This window comes from Agromyces sp. NPDC056523, from assembly GCF_042794545.1.
GTDB lineage: Bacteria > Actinomycetota > Actinomycetes > Actinomycetales > Microbacteriaceae > Agromyces.
On the sequence record NZ_JBHTTM010000004.1, the window covers coordinates 114,365 to 131,924 of the forward strand.

Genomic DNA, 17,560 nt, shown 5'->3' on the forward strand with positions numbered 1-17,560 from the left:
CGAGCCGCGTTGCGACGCCAGGTCGACCGACACCGCGCGCTCCGCTCAGCGCGGCAGGGGGTTCGGTCCGGTCGCGGTGACCAGCCGCTGCGGGATCCAGCCCTCGACGTGGTGGAAGCCGTCGAATGTCCCGCCATGCTGCAGCTCGATCACCTCGCGCAGCGAGCGGCGGTGGAACTTCACGTGCGTGAAGTCCTCGAACAGCACGTAGTACGGCTCGTTCCATCGGTTCTGGAACTGCTGGCCGGTCAGCACCTCGCGATGGGTGCGGGAGAACGCGTCGACCTCCTCGCCGACGACGACCCCGAAGTGCTCCATGCCCATCTTGTAGACGCGCTGGTGCACAGGCGGGATGAGCTCGATGAGCGGGAACTCCTTGCCGTCCAGGACTTGGAGCGGCTCGGCAAGGAGGATCATCGACATCGGCCGCCCGTTCCAGATGCCCTCCCTGTTGGCGATGGCGTGGCGTTCGAGCAGGGTGCGCACGTGGAGGTACTGTTCCCATTCCGGCACGCGGAAGGCGAGATGCCCCAGCTCGTACGGCGTGATGTCGATGCCTCGGGTGAGCAGGCGGTCACGCTGCTGCGCGGTGAACGCCCGATAGTCCCCGATGACGTCGCCGACCGGATCGGCCATGGCCGTGGTCATGTGCCCAGTATGGAGCGCCATCCCGCCTCGCGACAGGTCCTCAGCGTTGAGCGAGCCCCATCAGGGTCAGGACCTCCCACGCGGTGTGCGCGGCGGCGAGCCCGGTGACCCCGGCGTGGTCGTACGCCGGTGCGACCTCGACCACGTCACCGCCGACGATGTCGAGCCCGCGCAGCCGCCTGAGCACCGCGAAGAGCTCGCGCGTCGTGATGCCGGCGACCTCGGGCGTGCCGGTCCCGGGCGCCTGCGAGGGATCGAGCACGTCGATGTCGATCGACACGTACACCGGACCGGAGCCGAGCCGCTCGAGGACCTGGTCGGCGATGTCCTCCATCGACCGCTCCTGGAAGGCCTCGCTCCTGATCATGGCGAAGCCGAGGCGTCGGTCGTCGTCGAGCTCGCTCGGGTCGTAGATCCCGCCACGGATGCCCACGTGCTGGCAGTGTTCGAGATCGAGCAGCCCTTCCTGGGCCGCCCGGCGGAACGGGGAGCCGTGCCAGATGCTCGCGCCGTGCAGCACGTCCCACGTGTCGAGATGCGCGTCGAAGTGCAGCACCGCGAGCGGCCCGTGCGCCTCCGCCGCGGCGCGCAGCAACGGGAGCGCGATGGTGTGATCGCCGCCGAGGGCGAGGATCCTGGTTCCGCCGGCGACGAGCCGTGCGGCCCTGGCGTGGATCGTCTCTACGGCCCGCTCGATGTCGTACGGGCCGACGCCGAAGTCCCCCGCGTCGACGACCTGCCGGTTGCGGAAGGGGAAGGTGTCGTGGAACTGGTGGTAGGGGTGCAGCTGCCGCGAGTGCTCGCGGATGTGCGCGGGCCCGAACCGTGCGCCCGGGCGGAAGCTCGTGCCCGAGTCGAACGGGATGCCGACGACCGCGAGGTCGGCATGTTCCACGTCCTCGATCCCGGGAAGCAGGGCGAACGTCGCGATGCCGGCGTATCGGGGAAGGTCGGGCTCGTCGCGCTGCCCGATGATCGCTCCTTCGTCCACCATTCGAGACTAGGCCGACGCGCCCTGCGCATCGACGAACGGCCAGAGCCAGTCGTCGATCGCGTCGAACGCCCTCCGATCGAGCTCATGGTGCAGGGCGGGCGTGGACGTTCGCGCCACCACCAGCCCGGCGCCGCGGAGGATCTCGAGGTGGCGGGACGCGGTCGATCGGGACACCTCGCAGCGCGCGGCGAGGTCGGTGATCGACACGGGCCCCGTCTCGCGCAGCGCGTCGAGCAGGTCGCGGCGCACCGGGTGGGCGATCGCCTCGAAGGCGCAGGTGGCGGGTCTCAGCATGTGCGGCTCCTCAGCTCAGCGCACGTAGTCGGCGCCCGTGATGTCGATCGTCGCGCCGGTCGTGTGACGCGACCGGCCCGAGGCCAGGAACACGATCATCTCCGCGACATCCGATGCCGGGGTGATCTCGCCGAGCGGCAGGGTCGCCGCCAGGTCGGCATTGGCGGGATCCTCTGCCGCGATGTCGGTGGCGACCCAGCCCGGCGCGACCGCAAAGGCCAGGACGCCGTCCTTCGCACAGCCGCGGGCGATGCCCTTGGTCAGCGCGAGCAGCCCGCCCTTCGCGGCGCCATAGGCGAGGTGCTCGGCGTCGTCGCCTCTGTGCGACGAGCGGCTGGCGACGTTGACGATGATTCCTCCGCCGTTCCGTTCCCTGAAGTGACGGATGGCGCTGCGGCACAGGTCGGCCGGCGCCTGGAGGTTCAGCTGCAGGTTCTGCGCCCAGCCCTCGCGCCAATCGGCGCTGTCGTCGAGCGACGAAGCGATCCAGGCGCCGGCGTTGTTCACGAGCACGTCCACGCGCCCGGCCGCCGCCACCGCGCGGTCCCACACCCGGTCGGCCTCACCGGGTGCGAGCAGGTCGCCGGTCACGAGGTGCACGCGCGAGCTGAGCGACTCGGCGAGCGCGCGCGCCGCGCCCTCGTTCCGTCCGTAGTGAACGACGACCTCAGCACCGTCGCGGTGCGCGGCCTCAACGGTGGCCTTGCCGATGCCCCGCGAGCCGCCGGTGACGAGCACGACCCTGCCGGTGAGCGCGCTCATGCGACGGCCTGCGCGCCGGTCGCCTCGACGATCGCGCCGGTCATGTACGGCGCCTCGTCGGAGGCGAGGAATGCGATGATCGCGGCGATCTCCTCGGGCTTGCCGATGCGGCCGAAGGGCACGAGCGCGTCGAGGTCGGCGACGGTCCGCCCGCTGCGGGCGAGCCCGGCCTCGAGCATCGGCGTGTGCACCTCGCCCGGCGCGACCGCGTTGACGCGCACGCCCTGCGGCGCGTAGTCGCGCGCCAGGTTCTGCGTGAACGACACGACCGCGGCCTTCGTCACGTTGTACGCGATGTGGGCGGGCGCCGGATGCAGCCCCCATTGCGATGCGGTGTTCACGATCGCCCCGCCACCGGCCGCGATCAGGTGCGGCAGCACTGCGCGACTCATGTGGAACAACGAGTCGACGTTCACCGCGAAGCTGAGGCGCCAGTCGTCCTCGGTGAGGTCGAGCAGCGCGCCGCGCCGGTTGATGCCGGCGTTGTTCACGAGCACGTCGACTCGGCCACGCTCAGCGACGACCCGGTCGACGGCGGATCTTGCGGCCGCGCCATCCGCGACGTCGAACGCCTCGACGCTCGCCGAGCCACCCGCGTCGGCGATCCGGGCACGCGTCAGCTCCGCGGCATCCGCGTCACGGTCGCACAGCACGACCTGCGCGCCCTCGCGGGCGAACCGCTCGCCGATCGCCGTTCCGATGCCGCCGCCCGCGCCCGTCACGAGCACGACCTTTCCTTCGAATCGCTGAGTCATCGCGTCTCCTCCTCTGCGTCGCGCCGGGCTCAGTCGCGCTCGGCGAAGATCGTGCGGTGCCACTCGCGCTTGGCCTCGCCGGTGCGGTCGAACATCACGTGCTTGACGACGGTGTACTCGTCGAACGAGTACACCGACATGTCCTTGCCGAAGCCCGACTGCTTGAACCCGCCGTGGGGCATCTCGCTGATGATCGAGATGTGGTCGTTGATCCACACGCAGCCCGCCCGGATCTGCTCCGAGGCTCGCATGGCGCGATAGACGTCGCGCGTCCACGCCGAGGCGGCGAGGCCGTAGGGGGTGTCGTTGGCGAGGCGGATCGCCTCGTCATCATCGTCGAACGGCATCGCCGCGAGCACCGGGCCGAAGACCTCGTCGCGCACGATCTCGCTCGCCGGGTCGGCGTCGGCCACGAGCGTGGGCTGGTAGTACGAGCCGTTCGACAGTTCGCCGATCGGGCAGGCCCCGCCGGTGACGACCCGCGCGTACGAGCGCGCCCGGTCGACCATGCCGGCGACCTTCGCGCGGTGGTCGAACGAGATCATCGGGCCGAGGTCGGTGTCGGGGTCGGCGGTGGGGCCGAGCTTGACCTTGCCGTACAGCTCGGCGACGCCGTCGACGAAATCCTTGTAGAGCGAGCGGTGCACGATCGCGCGCGTGGCGGCGGTGCAGTCCTGGCCCGTGTTGATGAGGCTGCCGGCGACCGCGCCGTGGATGGCGGCCTCGAGGTCGGCGTCGTCGAACACGACGAACGGCGCCTTGCCGCCGAGCTCGAGGTGCACGCGCTTGGCGGTCGTCGCCGCGGCCTCGAGCACCGTGCGCCCGACGCCGGTCGATCCGGTGAACGAGAGCATGTCGACATCCGGATGGCGCAGCAGCTCGGCGCCCACCGTGCGACCCTTGCCCACCACGACGTTCACCACGCCGGCGGGCACGCCCGCCTCGGCGGCGACCTCGGCGAACAGCACGGAGGTCAGCGGCGTGATCTCGGCGGGCTTCAGCACGATCGTGTTGCCCGCGGCGATCGCGGGGAGGATCTTCCACGCCGCCATCTGCAGCGGGTAGTTCCACGGCGAGATCGACCCGACCACGCCGATCGCCTCGCGTCGGATCGCCGAGGTGTGCGAGCCGGAGTACTCCCCCATGGCCTTGCCCTCGAGGTTGCGCGCGGCGCCCGAGAAGAACGCGATGTTGTCGACGGTGCCGGGCACGTCGAACTCGCGCGTGAGCCGGATCGGCTTGCCGGCCTGGCGGCTCTCGAGCTGCGCGAACTCCTCGGCACGCTCGTCGAGCAGCGTCGCGAAGCGCGCGAGCACGCCCGAGCGCTCGGCCGGCGTCGCGCGCGACCACTCCGGGAAGGCCGCGCGCGCGGCGGTGACCGCGGCGTCGACGTCGCGGCCGTCGGCGAGGTCGACAGTCGCGACGACCTCGCCATTCGAGGGGTCGATGACGTCGGTGGTCTGACGTGAGGTGGATGAGGCGGGCGCGGTGACACGGCCGTCGATGAGCTGGGACACGAGGGATCGCTTTCGTATGCGTTGACGGGAATGAAGAGAGAAGAGGGAGGGCTCAGCCCTGCGGGCCCCAGATGTCGCCGACGGTGTACCCCTCGGGGAACGGGTCGGTGGGGTCGAGCGTCCAGTGCGCGCGCCCGGTGATCCAGGCGCTACCGGTCACGGTCGGCAGCACGGCCGCCTGCCCCGCGACGTCCGCCTCACCGACGAGACGCCCGACGAATTCGCTGCCGATGATGCTGTGGTGCACGAAGTCCTCGTCGAGCGCGAGCTGTCCGCGCGCGTGCAGCGCGGCCATGCGCGCGCTCGTGCCGGTGCCGCACGGCGACCGGTCGAGCGCGCCGGTCCACGTCGACGGGTCGTCGCGTTCGAGGCGTCCGTTCGTGAGCACGACCGTGTTGCGCGACGGGCGCCGGGCCACCCGGTCGCCGTCGTGCAGCATCACCAGGTTCACGTGGTCGATGGCCGGGTTGAGCGGATGACGCACCTGCACCTGCTCGGTCGCGGCGAGCTTCAGCAGCGCACCGGCCCGGGCGAGGGCCTTGCCGTTCTCCGGGTCGAGATCGAGCCCGAAGTCGGCCGCGCGAGCCTGGGCGAAGAACTGGCCGCCGAACACGATGTCGGCCGGCACCTCGCCGAACTCCTCGACCTGCAGCGGCACGTCGAGGCCGACGACGAACGACGGCACGTTCGCGATGGTGACCGACGTGACCTTGTCGCCCGAGACGTGCGCCACCGCGCGGATCGTGCCGACCGCGGTGTCGATCGTGACGGGTGTCTCGGGCCCGGCGATCGGCACGATGCCGGTCTCGATCGCGGCGGTGACCGCGCACATCGTGTTGCTGCCCGACATCGGCGTGAAGCCGCCCTGCTCGAGCACGACGATGCCGAAGTCGGAGCCGGGGTTCACCGGCGGCAGGAGGAACACGGCGCAGAGACCCGGGTAGCCGCGCGGCTCCCGCAGGAGGGCCCGCCGCAGCCACTCGAGCTCGGCCCGGCAGTACGCGAGCCGCTCTGCCATCGTGTCGCCCCGGACCAGCCCGGCCGCATTCGTGATGATGCGGCCGGGCTCGCCCTCGGCGTGCACCTCGATCGCATCGAGGTCGAACCGCGAACCGCTCATGCGGCCACGGTAGCCCCGAGCACCCCCGCGCGCTCGAGGATCCCGGCGAGCCGTTCCCGCTGAGCCGGGGCCAGGGGCTGGATCGGCAGGCGGGCCGGGCCGACCGGGTTGCCGGTCAGCTCGAGCGCGGCCTTGACGCCCGCCACGTAGTTGACCGACTCGAGGAAGTCGCTGAGCTCCCAGAGCGGCGTCCACAGCTCGCGGGCTCGCTCGAGGTCGCGGTCGACCGCGAGCGTGTCCCACAGCTGCACGGCGAGGTCGGGCACGATGCCCGCGACGCCCCACACCGACGCCTCAGCGCCGCTGGCGATGCCGAAGAACGTGAGCGTGTCCCATCCGTTGAAGGCCTTGATGCGGTCGCCGCGCGCGGCGAGCAGCTCGGCGAGCGCGACAGCGTCGCCCGAAGTGTCCTTCAGGTAGTCGACGCCGGGGATGTCGCCGAGCTCGGCGATCTCGGCGGCGGTGAGCTTGAGGCCGGTGGCGCCGGGCACGTTGTAGTAGACGATCGGGATCGAGATCGCGCCCGCGACATCCGACAGGAACGCCGTCAGCGCGTCGAAGGAGAGCGGGTCGTAGAACGGCGGCACGAGCATGACCGCGTCGGCGCCCACGCGCTCGGCGTGCTGCGCCAGGTCGATCGCACCCTCGGTGGTGAGGCTGCCGACGCCGGCGACGACCGGAACCCGGCCGGCGGCGGTCTCGACGTAGACCTCGATGACGCGGCGGTACTCCGCCGGTGTGAGCGAGGTGAACTCGCCCGTCGTGCCGGTCGGCACGAGCCCGTGGATGCCGGCCCCGATCAGGCGCTCGACCTGGCGGCGGAGCGCGGCCTCGTCGACCTGCGAGGCGTCGGCGGTGAACGGGGTGGTGACGGCGGCGAGGATGCCGCGGAGCTGGACGTTCTTCCTGGTCATGCTGGTGGTTCCTTTCACGCGTGGTTCACGGCGCGTCGATCTGAGTGCGCCGGCTGGCGCCCGCCGCCGAAGCGCGCGGGCGAGAAGGGTTCGAGGAGGGGTGAGAGCCGGTCGTGCACGATGAGCTCGGTCATCGCGGCGGCCGAGCCGGGCGCGAGGGTGACGCCGAGCATGCCGTGGCCGGTGGAGACGTAGGCGTTCCTGAGCCCGCCGAGCCGGCCCATGATCGGCAGGCCGTCGGGGGTCATCGGCCGCATGCCGGCCTGCGGCGTCGGGGCGGTGCGCGGCGGTTCCCAGCCGCGGAAGTAGGTGGCAGGGGCCCGCAGGATGGCGTCGACGCGGACCTGGTTGATGTCCTCGTCGAGCCCGCCGAACTCCATGGTGCCCGCGAGCCGCAGGTTGCGGCTGAGGGGCGTGACTGCGACCTTCGCGTCCGAGAGGTTCGTGGCGCTGCGCAGGCCGAACGGCTCGACGTCGACGCTGTAGCCCTTGCCGGGTCGCACGGGCAGCGGGGCGCCGAACAGCTTCGACACCGGGCCCGTCCACGCGCCGGCCGCGAGCAGGAAGCGGTCGCCGATGAACGTGCGGTCGCCCGAGCGGATGGCACGCACCGTGCCGTTGCGGACCTCGACCGAGTCGACGGGCGCGTTCTCGACGATGTCCACGCCGAGCCCGACGAGCCGCGCGTGCAGTGCGCGGGCGAGGGCGCCCGGATCGACGTGGCGCTCCTTCGGGAAGTACAACCCGCCCTCGACCGCGTCGGAGAGCAGCGGCTCGTGCGTGCGAACGTCGTCGCCGATGAGCACGGTCGGCTCGAGGCCGTACCGCTTCACGAGGTCGAGGTGGGTGAGGTGATGGTCGAGGTTCTCCCTACGTGTGAAAGCCATCAATAGACCCTCGTCGTGCATCTCGAAGTCCATGCCGTCGGCGCGGTAGTCGTCGAACACCTCGACGGTGTTCTCGGCGAGCGCGAGGTGCCCGGCGAAGCCGGCGCGCTGCGCCGTCGCGTTCGAGGCCCGCCACATGCCGAACATGAAGGACAGGAACGACGGATCGAGCGAGGGGCGGATGTACAGGGGGCTGTCGGGACGAAGCATCCACTTCAGCGACGTGAGGACGACCCCGGGACCGGGAACGGGCGCCGCCTCGGCGGGCACGATCCATCCGGCGTTCACGTCGCTCGCGCCGAGGCCGGTGGGCCTCGCATCGACCAGCGTGACCGTCTCGCCCTCACGGGCGAGGTGGTATGCGGTCGTCAGTCCGATGACGCCGCCGCCGATGACCACGGTATGCAACGCGGTGGTCCTTTCTCTCGGATGTTGTGTGGTGGATGGGTGGGGGCGCGATGCCCGGGGCGCCGGCCCCCACCCGATGGGTCAGAAGCGGACCGCGTCGACGAACTTCTTCAGGTCGGGGTTCGTCGACCGGTTGAAGGCCTCGTCGGGCGTGGCGTTCACGGCGATCTCGCCCTCGTGGAAGAAGACGACGCGATCGGCGGCCTTCGACGCGAAGGCCATGTCGTGGGTGACCAGCGCCACCGCGATGCCCTCCTCCTGCTTGAGGCGCCGGAGCACCTCGAGCACCTCGGCCGCCACGGGCGGGTCGAGCGCGCTCGTGATCTCATCGCACAGCAGCAGCTTGGGCTGCATCATGAGCGCCCGGGCGATGGCGACGCGCTGGCGCTCACCGCCCGAGAGCTGCGAGGGGCGACTGCGCAGGTGGGGCGACATCCCGACCTCGGCGAGCGCCGCCTCGGCGCGCTCGGTCGCCTCGCCGGCGCTCAGCCCCAGCCGCTTGCGCGGCGCGAGGGTGAGGTTCGCGAGGACGTCCATGTGCGGCCAGAGCGTGTAGGTCTGGAAGACCATGCCCACGTGTGACTCGACCTCGGCCCAGTCGTCCGTGCGCTCCTCGTCCTCGAAGACGACCTTGCCGTCGAACACGATGCGTCCGGCGTCGGGGTCGGTGAGGCCGGCGAGCGCCCGCAGCAGCGTGCTCTTGCCCGAGCCCGACTTGCCGATGATCACCGTGATGTCGCCCGCGAGCATGTCGAAGTCGACGTTCTTCAGGATCATCCGGTCGTTGAAGCTCTTCTGCAGCCCCCGTGCCGAGACGAGGATCTCGCCGTGGCTCGCGGTGATGGTGGGGACCGGCTCGACGCGGCGACGCGATCCCGTGCTGGTCGTGACCTGGCTCATGCTGAGGCCTTCACTCTCATTCCGGGCACCATCCGCGACAGCGCGCTTGGACCTGTGCTGCCACCGGACGGTCCCTGATTCATCATGTTGCGCTCGATCCGGGACAGGATCAACGACACCGGGAAGGCGATGACGAAGTACATCAGCGCCGCGGTGGTCAGGATCTCCAGGGCCCGGTACGACTCCGAGGCGATCTTGTTCGCGGTGAACATCAGGTCGGCCACCGCGATCGTCGAGACGAGCGCCGTGTCCTTGAAGAGCGAGATGTTCAGCGACAGGATCACGGGCAGCTGCTGCCGCACCGCCTGCGGGATGATGATGTACCGCACCCGCTGCCACGAGGTGAGTCGCAGCATCTTCCCGGCCTCGATCTGCTCGACCGGGACCGCCTGGAACCCGGAGCGCAGGGCCTCGGCCATGAAGGCGGTCAGGTTCGCCGTGAGCGCGATCACCGCCGACACGAACCCAGGGATCGTGATGCCGGTGAGGGTCGGCAGGGCGTAGTACACCCAGAACAGCTGGACCAGCAGCGGCGTGCAGCGGAACAGTTCGATGTAGCCCTGGGCGATCCATCGGACCACGTCGATCTGCGACATCCGTGCCAGCGCCACCGGAACCGCGAGGACCATGGACAGGACGATCACGATCAGGGTGATCTGGATCGTCATGCCCAGGCCCTCGAGGAGCCGTGGGAAGTTGCTCGCGACGACGTTCCAGTCGAAGTCGTAGCTCTTGATCATCATGAGGAATCCCGAGTGGGTGGGTTACTGCATCCGCAGGTCACCGAGGGTCTCGACCTCGACGATCCCGGCCTCGGCGAAGGCCCGGGCGAGCGAGCCGTCGTTCTTGGAGGACTGGATGGCGATGTTGAGCACCTGCAGCGAGCGGGCGTCGATGTCGGCGTTGACGCCGTAGTTGGAGTCCTGCACGAAGATGGCGGGGTCGGGCACGACGATCTTGAGCGACGGGTCCTTCTGCGCCGCGTCGGCGAGGGTGGGCAGGTCGGCGAACGCGGCGACTGCACGGCCGGCGCCCATCGCCGTGACGGCGTTCGGGATGCTCTCGGTGGTCATGAGTTCGGCGCCCAGGCCTTCGATGGCCGGCTCGTAGGACGTGCCGCCGGCGAGCGCGACGGGCTGGCCGGTCGCGAGGATGTCATCGACGCTCGTCAGGCCGGAGTCGGCCCGCACGAGGAACGCGCCCTCGTACGTGTAGACCGCGTCCGTGAACTGGATCGCGAGCGAGCGCTCCGAGGTGGAGTCGAGGTAGGCGGCCACGTCGAAGCGGTCGGCCTGCAGGCCGGAGACCATCTTGCTCCACTCGGCGGCGACCGGCGTGAACTTCACGCCCAGCTCCTCGGCGAGCTTCTGCAGCGGGAGGACGTTCGGGCCGCCCATCGTGCCGTCGGGCTGCTCAGCCGTCATCGGCGGAGCCGATGCGATGCCGACGCGCAGTTCGCCCTGGTTCTTGATCTTCTCGATCCAGGCGCCGTTCGCGCTGGAGGCCTCGCCGGCCGCGGCGGCGCTGCTGCCGCCGCGGATCGCCGAGCCGAGGAATCCGGCGGCGAGGGCGAGGACGATCACGCCGATGACCGCGAGGATCGTGCGGTTCGTCTTCTTGCTCTTCTTCGAGGTGCTGGTGGACATCTGCTGCCCTTCTGGGACGGGTGAGTGAGGAATCGGGGTTGGGATGGGTTGGTTCCGGATGGCGCGGCCTGCGCCGCTCGTCCGGGAGGCCGGGTCCGTCAGCGACTTCTGATCGCGGACCCCGAGCCCGCCCGACGGCCGGCTCGCGTGATGGGATCGCCGTCTGCGCGGCCCGGTCGGTGGTGGCGACGGGACCGAGGAGCGAGTTGGTGCATCTCCCTGACCTTTCGACTGCGTTGTCTTAGTGTCTTACAATCTGGCGATTAGGCAAACCGTACGACAGTCCGTCGCGGGATGCAAGCGTCGGCCGCGAAATGCACCGGAAACGTGCTCGTCGCCGTCGAGACATCCCGTCGCCTTCGGGACGCCGCGCACCCGCGAGACCAGTGGGATTCGCGGCACGCGACGGCGATCGGGGCGCCGATGTAACGATCAGGTGAAACGTCAGGAGGAACCACCGATGGAGACCAACCGGACCGTGCTCGCGGACGCCGACGTCCTGTTGCGCTTCACCGCGCAAGTGCTGCAGCAACTCGGAACCAGCGAGGCCGACGCGCACGACATGGCGGCGCAGATCGTCGGCTCCGAGCTCGCCGGGCACGAGTCGCACGGCATGCGGCGCCTGCCCGAGTACGTCGACCGCGCCACATCCGGGCACGCCGACCCGCGCGCCGAGATCACGATCGAGATCGACACGGGATCGCTCGTGCGTGTCAACGGCAATCGCGGATTCGGGCACCTCGTCCTGCGGGATGCCACGCGCCTCGCCGTCGAGCGGGCCAAGCGGCACGGCATCGCGGGAGTCGCCGTCCGGCGGTCGGAGTGGGCCGGGCGGTTCGTCGACTTCGTCAGCTGGGCGGCCGATCGGGGTGTTGCGACGCTGCTCTTCGCGAACGACAGCGGGTCGGGCCAGGTCGTGGCGCCCCCGGGGGGCGTCGAGCCGCGCCTGTCCACCAACCCCATCGCGTTCGGGATCCCGCGCGCGAGCGGCCCGCACCTCGTGGTCGACATGGCGACGAGCGCGGTCGCGATGGGGCGCGTCTCCGAATGGCGCGACCGGGGCGAGCAGATCCCCGACGACTGGGCGGCAGGGGGCGTCCTCCAGTTCCTCGGCGGGGCGAAGGGATTCGGCCTGGCGCTCGTCGCCGAGGCACTGGCCGGCGCGCTCAGCGGTGCGGGCACCGTGTCGCCCGACCCTGCCCACGATCACCAGGGCGTGTTCCTCATCGCGATCGACGTCGCCCGCCTCCGCGACGTCGACGAATTCGCCACCGAGATCGACCGCGTCGCCGCCTACGTGAAGGACGTGCCGCTCGCGGCCGGAGTCGCGTCGGTTCGTCTCCCGGGCGAGGGATCGGCGGCGTCCGCTGCACGTCGTCGCGCTGAGGGGACCCCGATCCAGCAGTTCACCTGGGACCGGATGGCGGCGCTCGCCGAGCGGTTCGACATCGAACCGGTGTCGCCGGTCGCGGGGTCCTGATCCCTCGCCCGGCGGGGCGGCACCTCGGCCGCACCCGCCGGGCGCACCGTCAGTCCCGCGCGCCGTCCAGGATCGCGCCCAGCCGGTCGAGTCCCTCGACGAGCTGCGGAGTCGGCGTGGTGATGGGCGGCATGAGCTTCACGACCTCGCCGGAGCGCCCGCAGCGCTCGACGATCACCCCGGCCTCGAGCGCGGCACGCTGGAACGCGGTGGCGGACGCCGCATCGTCCGGGCCGAAGTCGATGCCGCCGATCAGGCCGAGTCCCCGTGTCGCCCGCACGGCCGGCGCGGCGGCGTAGGTCTGCAAGGCTCCCGCGAGCGCCTCCGTGTTGGCCTCGATGAGCGCCAGGAAGTCGGGCCGCTGCCACCGTCGCAACGCGACCGCGCCGGCGACGAACGCGAGCTGGTTGCCCCGGAACGTGCCCGTGTGGTCGCCCGGCTGCCAGACGTCGATCTCCCGTGCCAGGAGCACCATCGCGAGCGGCAGTCCCAGCCCGCCGATCGACTTCGCCGTCGTGACGATATCCGGCACGATCCCCGCGTGCTGGAACGAGAAGAACGGGCCGGTCCGGCCGACGCCCGTCTGGACCTCGTCGAGGATCAGGACGATCCTCTTCGCGCGGGTCCACGCCCGGAGGTCGCTCAGCCACTGGGCACTCGCGGCATAGACCCCGGCCTGGATCTGCACGCCCTCCACGATCACCGCGGCCGGAAGTTCGCTGCCGCCGCTCGCGTCGGCGAAGTGACGGTCCAGGTACTCGATCGTGTCGAAGGGGCCGTCGGGTCCGTTCTCGTACGGCACGAACGTCACCCCGTCCAGCAGGGCACCACCCGCGGATCGGAGGCGCCGGCTTCCGCTCACGGACAGCGACCCGGCGGACATGCCGTGATACGAGCCGCGGAACGCCACGACGCCCCGACGACCCGTCGCGAGTCGGGCGAGCTTGAGCGCCGCCTCGTTGGCGTCCGTGCCCGTCGGCCCGGTGAACTGGACCTTGTAGTCCCATCCGTTGGGCTGCAGCAGGGTCTCGTCGATCGCGGCCAGCAGGTCGCGCTTGGCCGGGGTGAACATGTCGAGCGCGTGGAGGATGCCACCCGACGCCAGATGCCCGGTGACCGCGGCGATCATCTCCGGGTCATTGTGGCCGTAGTTGAGGGCGCCGGCGCCCGAGAAGAAGTCGAGGTACTCCCTCCCGTCCTCGGCGGTCACGGTCGTCCCGGATGCCGTGGCGAAGACCGCGGGAATGTCGCGGCTGTAGGCCCGGCACTCGGTCTCGAGACGCTCGAAGATCGCGGTGCCGCTGGTCTGAGTGGCGTACGTGGTGGTCATGATGCTCCTTCGCGGGTGCTGACCTTGCAGCGCGAGAAGAGCTCCCGTGTCGATCGACACGATGCACCCCGCCCGTCACCTCTGGTGCGCGTACGACGCTTCGCCGAAGTGCTGAGGGCGGATGCCTCGTGGCTCTGTCAGTCGACAATCTGTTTGTCAGACAATAGCTGCTGCGCGCGCCATCCGACCGGATCGGTAAGCGATCGCACAGGTTCGCCCGAGGGCGACGGCCGTCACTCGACGGCGAAGATCCGGCCCGTCTGGATGCCCTCGACCGACTTGCGGAACGCCTGGCCGACGAGTTCGGCGCGCACCGGCACGAAGCCGGGGAACGCGTCGTGGTAGCCCTCGGCCTCCTCGAGCACGGTAGGGCTGACGGCGTTGATCCGGATGCCGCGGGGCAACTCGGCCGCGGCCGCCATCACGAACGCCTCGATGGCGCCGTTCGCCATCGCCGCCGCCGCACCCGTGGCGATGGGCTCGCGCGCGAGGATGCCGGTGGTGAGCGTGATGGACCCGCGTTCGCGGATATATGGCGTGCCGATGCGGACGACGTCGAGCTGACTCAGGACCTTGCCCGCGAAGCCGGCCGCGTAGTCCTCGCGCGTGAGCTCGGCGAGCGGCCGGAACGGCACCGACCCGATCGCGGTGATCACCGCGTCGACCTCACCGACCTGCTCGAACAGCCGCTCGATGGAGCCCGGGTCAGTGGCATCCACCGCCGGCTCGGTGCTGCGCCCCACACCGACGACCTCATGGCGCGATTCGAGCGCATCGACCGCCGCCGATCCGACGTGGCCGTTGGCGCCGATGACGAGAACCTTCACGGGTTCAACCTCTCGATGGTCTACTCGGAGAGCAGCGTGAGGAGCTCCTCGGCGCTGCGGATCGTGTGTGCGACGAACGCCGCGTGGATGGTCTCGCGATCGCGCGTGCGGATCGCCTTCATGAGCTCCTCGTGCACACGATGGGCGCGCTCGGGATCATCGCGCGCGGTCTGGTCCTCGGCGATCGCGAGCGTGATGTGCGACTCGGTCACTGGCCACAGCTTCAGCAGCAGGTAGTTCTCGGATGCCGCCCAGACCTGCCGGTGGAACGCGAGATGCGCTTCATGCTGCACGACGGGGTCGGGGTGGAAGGCGAACCGCTCGAACTGCCGCCAGCCCTCCTCGACGATCTCGAGCCGACGATCGGTGTCGTCGGCGAGGATCGCGTCGATCGCGAGCATGTCGAGGCCGACCCGTGCGACGGCGATGTCGGCGATCTGCTCCTTCGTGACATCCGCCACCCGGATGCCGCGGTAGGGCTCCTGCACGATGAGGCCCTCGCGCGTCAACTGGTTCAGCGCCTCGCGGACCGTGGGGCGGCTCACCCCCAGCGAGGTCGCCAATTGGGTCTCGGTCAGCTTGTCGCCCGGCTTCAGTCGGCCGAGGATGATCGCGCGGCGGATCTCGATCCCGACCGCGTCCCGGCGCGACACGCTCGCGACGGCCGACGGCCCCCAGGCCTCCGGCACGCCGGCTCCCCCTGCTTCGATGCTCATGCGCCACCGCTCTCTCGTGCGGCCAAGCATACGGCGTTGTCAGACAATCTGCGTGAAATGGTCCGCGACGGCGCAATTCGATCGCCATGTTCGACAGCGCGGCGGATCAGGGAGCTTTCGATCGCCATCGCGGCGGTGCCCGCCATCCGCGCACTCACGTAGTGTCACCCCGCTCGACAATGGCGACGACAGGATCCACCATGACCACTTCCGCACTGACGGCCAACCCCACGAAGCTCAAGCGCTCCCTCGGACTCTGGGCGATCGTGGGCCTCGGACTCGGGTACATGACGCCCATGACCGTGTTCGACACATTCGGCTACGTCTCGGAGGAGAGCGGCGGCGTCGTTCCGCTCGCCTACCTGTTCGCCCTGGTGGTGATGCTGTTCACCGCCCTCAGCTATGGGCGGATGACGCGCGTCTACCCGTCCGCCGGCTCCGCGTACACCTACGCGTCGGAGACGATCCATCCCAACGCCGGCTTCCTCATCGGGTGGACGGCGCTCCTCGACTACCTGCTGCTGCCGCTCGTGAACGCACTACTCGTGCGCCTGTACCTCGAATCGTTCTTCCCCGAGGTGCCCGGATGGATCTGGGTCGTCGGCTACGTCGCACTGATCACGCTGCTCAACCTGTGGAGCATCACGTCGACGTCGCGCGTGAACGGCACACTCCTCGTCTTCCAGGTCGTGCTCATCGCCGTGTTCGTGCTGCTCGCCTGGGGTGCACTGCAGCAGGGCGCCGGCAACGGCACCGCGTTCAGCATCGAACCGCTCTACCACGCCAACGTGCAGATGGCGACGGTCGTCAGTGCCGCGACGATCGTGTGCTTCTCGTTCATCGGCTTCGACGCGATCACCATGTACACCGAGGAGGCGAAGAACGCGAACATCGTGCCCAAGGCGATCGTGCTCGCGCTCGTGCTCGGCGGGGTCATCTTCTTCACGGCGGCCTGGTTCGCGCAGTCGCTCTTCCCGGTCACCGAGGGCTTCACCGAGGGCACCGCGCTGCCCGAGATCGCATTCTCGGTCGGCGGCATGCTGTTCCAGATCCTCTTCGTCTCGGCGGCGATCGCCGCTGCCGCCGCGTCGAGCCTCGCCTCGCACGCGAGCGTGTCGCGCATGATCTACGTCATGGGCCGCAACGGCTCGGGCCCGATCTCACGACGCCTGTCGTATGTCCACCCGAAGTTCCGCACGCCGGCGGTCGCGGTCGTGCTCGTGGGCGTCGTGTCGCTGGGTGCGGCCGTGGCCGACCTCGACTTCGTGTTCTCGCTGATCAACTTCGGCGCGCTCATCGCGTTCACGGTCGTGAACCTCGCGGTCATCCTCCACTTCGCGGTCCGTCGTCGCGAGGTGAAGACCGCGTGGCAGGTGTTCCGCAACGTCGTGCTTCCCGCGATCGGCGTCGTACTCACGGTCGTGCTCTGGCTCAACGTGAGCGGTGAGGCGATGACCTACGGCCTGATCTGGCTCGCGATCGGCTTCGTCGCCCTGCTGGTCATGACCCGCGTCTTCCGCCGCAAGCTGCGCCTGTCGCTGCAGGAGGACGAGGTGATCGCCACGGGCGACGAGGGCGACGAGGCGCTGCTCGACGACGACCGGGAGCGGCTCGCCGCGCGCGACTAGCGCTGTACCGGAGGCGCCGCTTGGACTCGGGTCCTGGCGGCGCCTTCGTCGTCTCTGGCGTCGCTGGCCGCTGTCGATCGCCGCGATCCCTGTTCGACGTCCCAGTGAGAGTACGTTTCCGAGAGAGGAGCACATCATGGGCAGCGTCATCTTCGACATCAGCATGTCGCTCGACGGCTTCATCGCGGCGAGTGGCATGACCCCCGAAGTCGGCATGGGCGTCGGCGGCGAGGTGCTGCACGACTGGGCGTTCGCCGGCGGCGACCGCGACCGCGAGTTGCTGGAGCAGGCCGGCGCGCGACTCGGCGCCGTCATCGCCGGGCGTCGTACGTACGACAACTCCATCACGTGGTGGGAGGCGGATGGCCCGACCGGCCCGGCTCGAGTTCCCCTGTTCGTCGTGAGCCACGGCGAGCCCGACAGCGTTCCGCACGGCGGCGTCTACACGTTCGTCGGCGACATCCGCTCAGCCCTCGACGCCGCCCGCGCGACGGCCGGCGACGCCGACGTCGGCATCATGGGCGGCGCCGACATCGCCCGGCAGTTCCTGCGGGAGGGCCTCGTCGACGAGATCTCGATCCACCTCGTGCCGGTGATCTTCGGCAGCGGCACCGCCCTCTTCGGCGACGGATGGATCGACCGGCACGTTCGCCTCGACGGCCCCGAAGTCGTCGCCACGGATGCCGCGACGCACCTGCGGTACCGCGTCGTGACGTAGTCGCAGGGTCGGCGGG

At 70.1% G+C, this 17,560-nt stretch carries 18 protein-coding genes; 3 read left to right on the top strand and 15 right to left on the bottom strand.

Annotated features, from left to right (window positions below):
* Positions 1-45: 45 nt before the first annotated feature.
* From ACFQ58_RS13935 to ACFQ58_RS13990, 12 genes are read right to left on the bottom strand one after another with little or no spacing between them, the layout of a single operon-like run.
* Entirely contained in the window at positions 46-648 is a 603-nt protein-coding gene (locus ACFQ58_RS13935) for a VOC family protein (RefSeq protein WP_376951753.1), read from the bottom strand.
* A gap of 40 nt (positions 649-688) precedes the next feature.
* On the bottom strand, positions 689-1,642 hold the full coding sequence (gene speB / locus ACFQ58_RS13940; protein ID WP_376951754.1) for an agmatinase: 954 nt from the start codon (positions 1,640-1,642) through the stop codon (positions 689-691).
* 6 nt (positions 1,643-1,648) lie between these two features.
* Positions 1,649-1,936, bottom strand: coding sequence for an ArsR/SmtB family transcription factor (locus tag ACFQ58_RS13945; RefSeq protein WP_376951755.1), 288 nt, complete (start codon positions 1,934-1,936; stop codon positions 1,649-1,651).
* A gap of 15 nt (positions 1,937-1,951) precedes the next feature.
* Positions 1,952-2,698, bottom strand: coding sequence for an SDR family NAD(P)-dependent oxidoreductase (locus ACFQ58_RS13950; RefSeq protein ID WP_376951756.1), 747 nt, complete (start codon positions 2,696-2,698; stop codon positions 1,952-1,954).
* A complete protein-coding gene (locus tag ACFQ58_RS13955; RefSeq protein WP_376951757.1) occupies positions 2,695-3,453 on the bottom strand; it encodes an SDR family NAD(P)-dependent oxidoreductase in 759 nt (252 codons plus the stop codon). Before ACFQ58_RS13955 ends, ACFQ58_RS13950 begins: the two co-directional genes overlap by 4 nt.
* A 29-nt stretch (positions 3,454-3,482) precedes the next feature.
* Positions 3,483-4,970 carry a gamma-aminobutyraldehyde dehydrogenase gene (locus tag ACFQ58_RS13960; RefSeq protein WP_376951758.1) on the bottom strand — a complete coding sequence of 496 codons (1,488 nt, stop codon included), beginning with the start codon at positions 4,968-4,970 and terminating at the stop codon, positions 3,483-3,485.
* Between the two features lie 52 nt (positions 4,971-5,022).
* Entirely contained in the window at positions 5,023-6,090 is a 1,068-nt protein-coding gene (locus tag ACFQ58_RS13965) for a proline racemase family protein (RefSeq protein ID WP_376951759.1), read from the bottom strand.
* Entirely contained in the window at positions 6,087-7,004 is a 918-nt protein-coding gene (locus ACFQ58_RS13970; protein WP_376951760.1) for a dihydrodipicolinate synthase family protein, read from the bottom strand. The genes ACFQ58_RS13965 and ACFQ58_RS13970 overlap by 4 nt, the downstream gene beginning before the upstream one ends.
* 14 nt (positions 7,005-7,018) lie before the next feature.
* A complete protein-coding gene (locus tag ACFQ58_RS13975; RefSeq protein WP_376952027.1) occupies positions 7,019-8,377 on the bottom strand; it encodes an NAD(P)/FAD-dependent oxidoreductase in 1,359 nt (452 codons plus the stop codon).
* 3 nt (positions 8,378-8,380) lie between these two features.
* Complete coding sequence (locus ACFQ58_RS13980; RefSeq protein WP_376951761.1) at positions 8,381-9,199, bottom strand: amino acid ABC transporter ATP-binding protein; 819 nt, start codon at positions 9,197-9,199, stop codon at positions 8,381-8,383.
* Complete coding sequence (locus ACFQ58_RS13985) at positions 9,196-9,942, bottom strand: amino acid ABC transporter permease (RefSeq protein ID WP_376951762.1); 747 nt, start codon at positions 9,940-9,942, stop codon at positions 9,196-9,198. The genes ACFQ58_RS13980 and ACFQ58_RS13985 overlap by 4 nt, the downstream gene beginning before the upstream one ends.
* Positions 9,943-9,963: 21 nt before the next feature.
* Positions 9,964-10,845, bottom strand: a complete 882-nt coding sequence (locus ACFQ58_RS13990) for a substrate-binding periplasmic protein (RefSeq protein ID WP_376951763.1) — start codon at positions 10,843-10,845, stop codon at positions 9,964-9,966.
* A gap of 460 nt (positions 10,846-11,305) precedes the next feature.
* On the opposite strand from ACFQ58_RS13990, the gene ACFQ58_RS13995 reads away from it, so the two are divergent.
* Complete coding sequence (locus tag ACFQ58_RS13995; protein ID WP_376951764.1) at positions 11,306-12,325, top strand: Ldh family oxidoreductase; 1,020 nt, start codon at positions 11,306-11,308, stop codon at positions 12,323-12,325.
* Positions 12,326-12,374: 49 nt separating this feature from the next.
* Here ACFQ58_RS13995 and ACFQ58_RS14000 read toward each other — a convergent pair whose 3' ends face one another.
* From ACFQ58_RS14000 to ACFQ58_RS14010, 3 genes are all read right to left on the bottom strand, one after another.
* Positions 12,375-13,655 (bottom strand): diaminobutyrate--2-oxoglutarate transaminase, encoded by a 1,281-nt coding sequence (locus ACFQ58_RS14000; protein ID WP_376951765.1) that lies wholly within the window; start codon positions 13,653-13,655, stop codon positions 12,375-12,377.
* A 233-nt stretch (positions 13,656-13,888) separates the two neighbouring features.
* Complete coding sequence (locus tag ACFQ58_RS14005; RefSeq protein ID WP_376951766.1) at positions 13,889-14,482, bottom strand: short chain dehydrogenase; 594 nt, start codon at positions 14,480-14,482, stop codon at positions 13,889-13,891.
* 20 nt (positions 14,483-14,502) lie between these two features.
* Entirely contained in the window at positions 14,503-15,198 is a 696-nt protein-coding gene (locus tag ACFQ58_RS14010) for a GntR family transcriptional regulator (RefSeq protein WP_376951767.1), read from the bottom strand.
* Between the two features lie 200 nt (positions 15,199-15,398).
* On the opposite strand from ACFQ58_RS14010, the gene ACFQ58_RS14015 reads away from it, so the two are divergent.
* On the top strand, positions 15,399-16,826 hold the full coding sequence (locus ACFQ58_RS14015) for an APC family permease (RefSeq protein WP_376951768.1): 1,428 nt from the start codon (positions 15,399-15,401) through the stop codon (positions 16,824-16,826).
* 136 nt (positions 16,827-16,962) lie between these two features.
* Positions 16,963-17,544 (top strand): dihydrofolate reductase family protein, encoded by a 582-nt coding sequence (locus ACFQ58_RS14020; RefSeq protein ID WP_376951769.1) that lies wholly within the window; start codon positions 16,963-16,965, stop codon positions 17,542-17,544.
* Positions 17,545-17,560 lie beyond the last annotated feature (16 nt).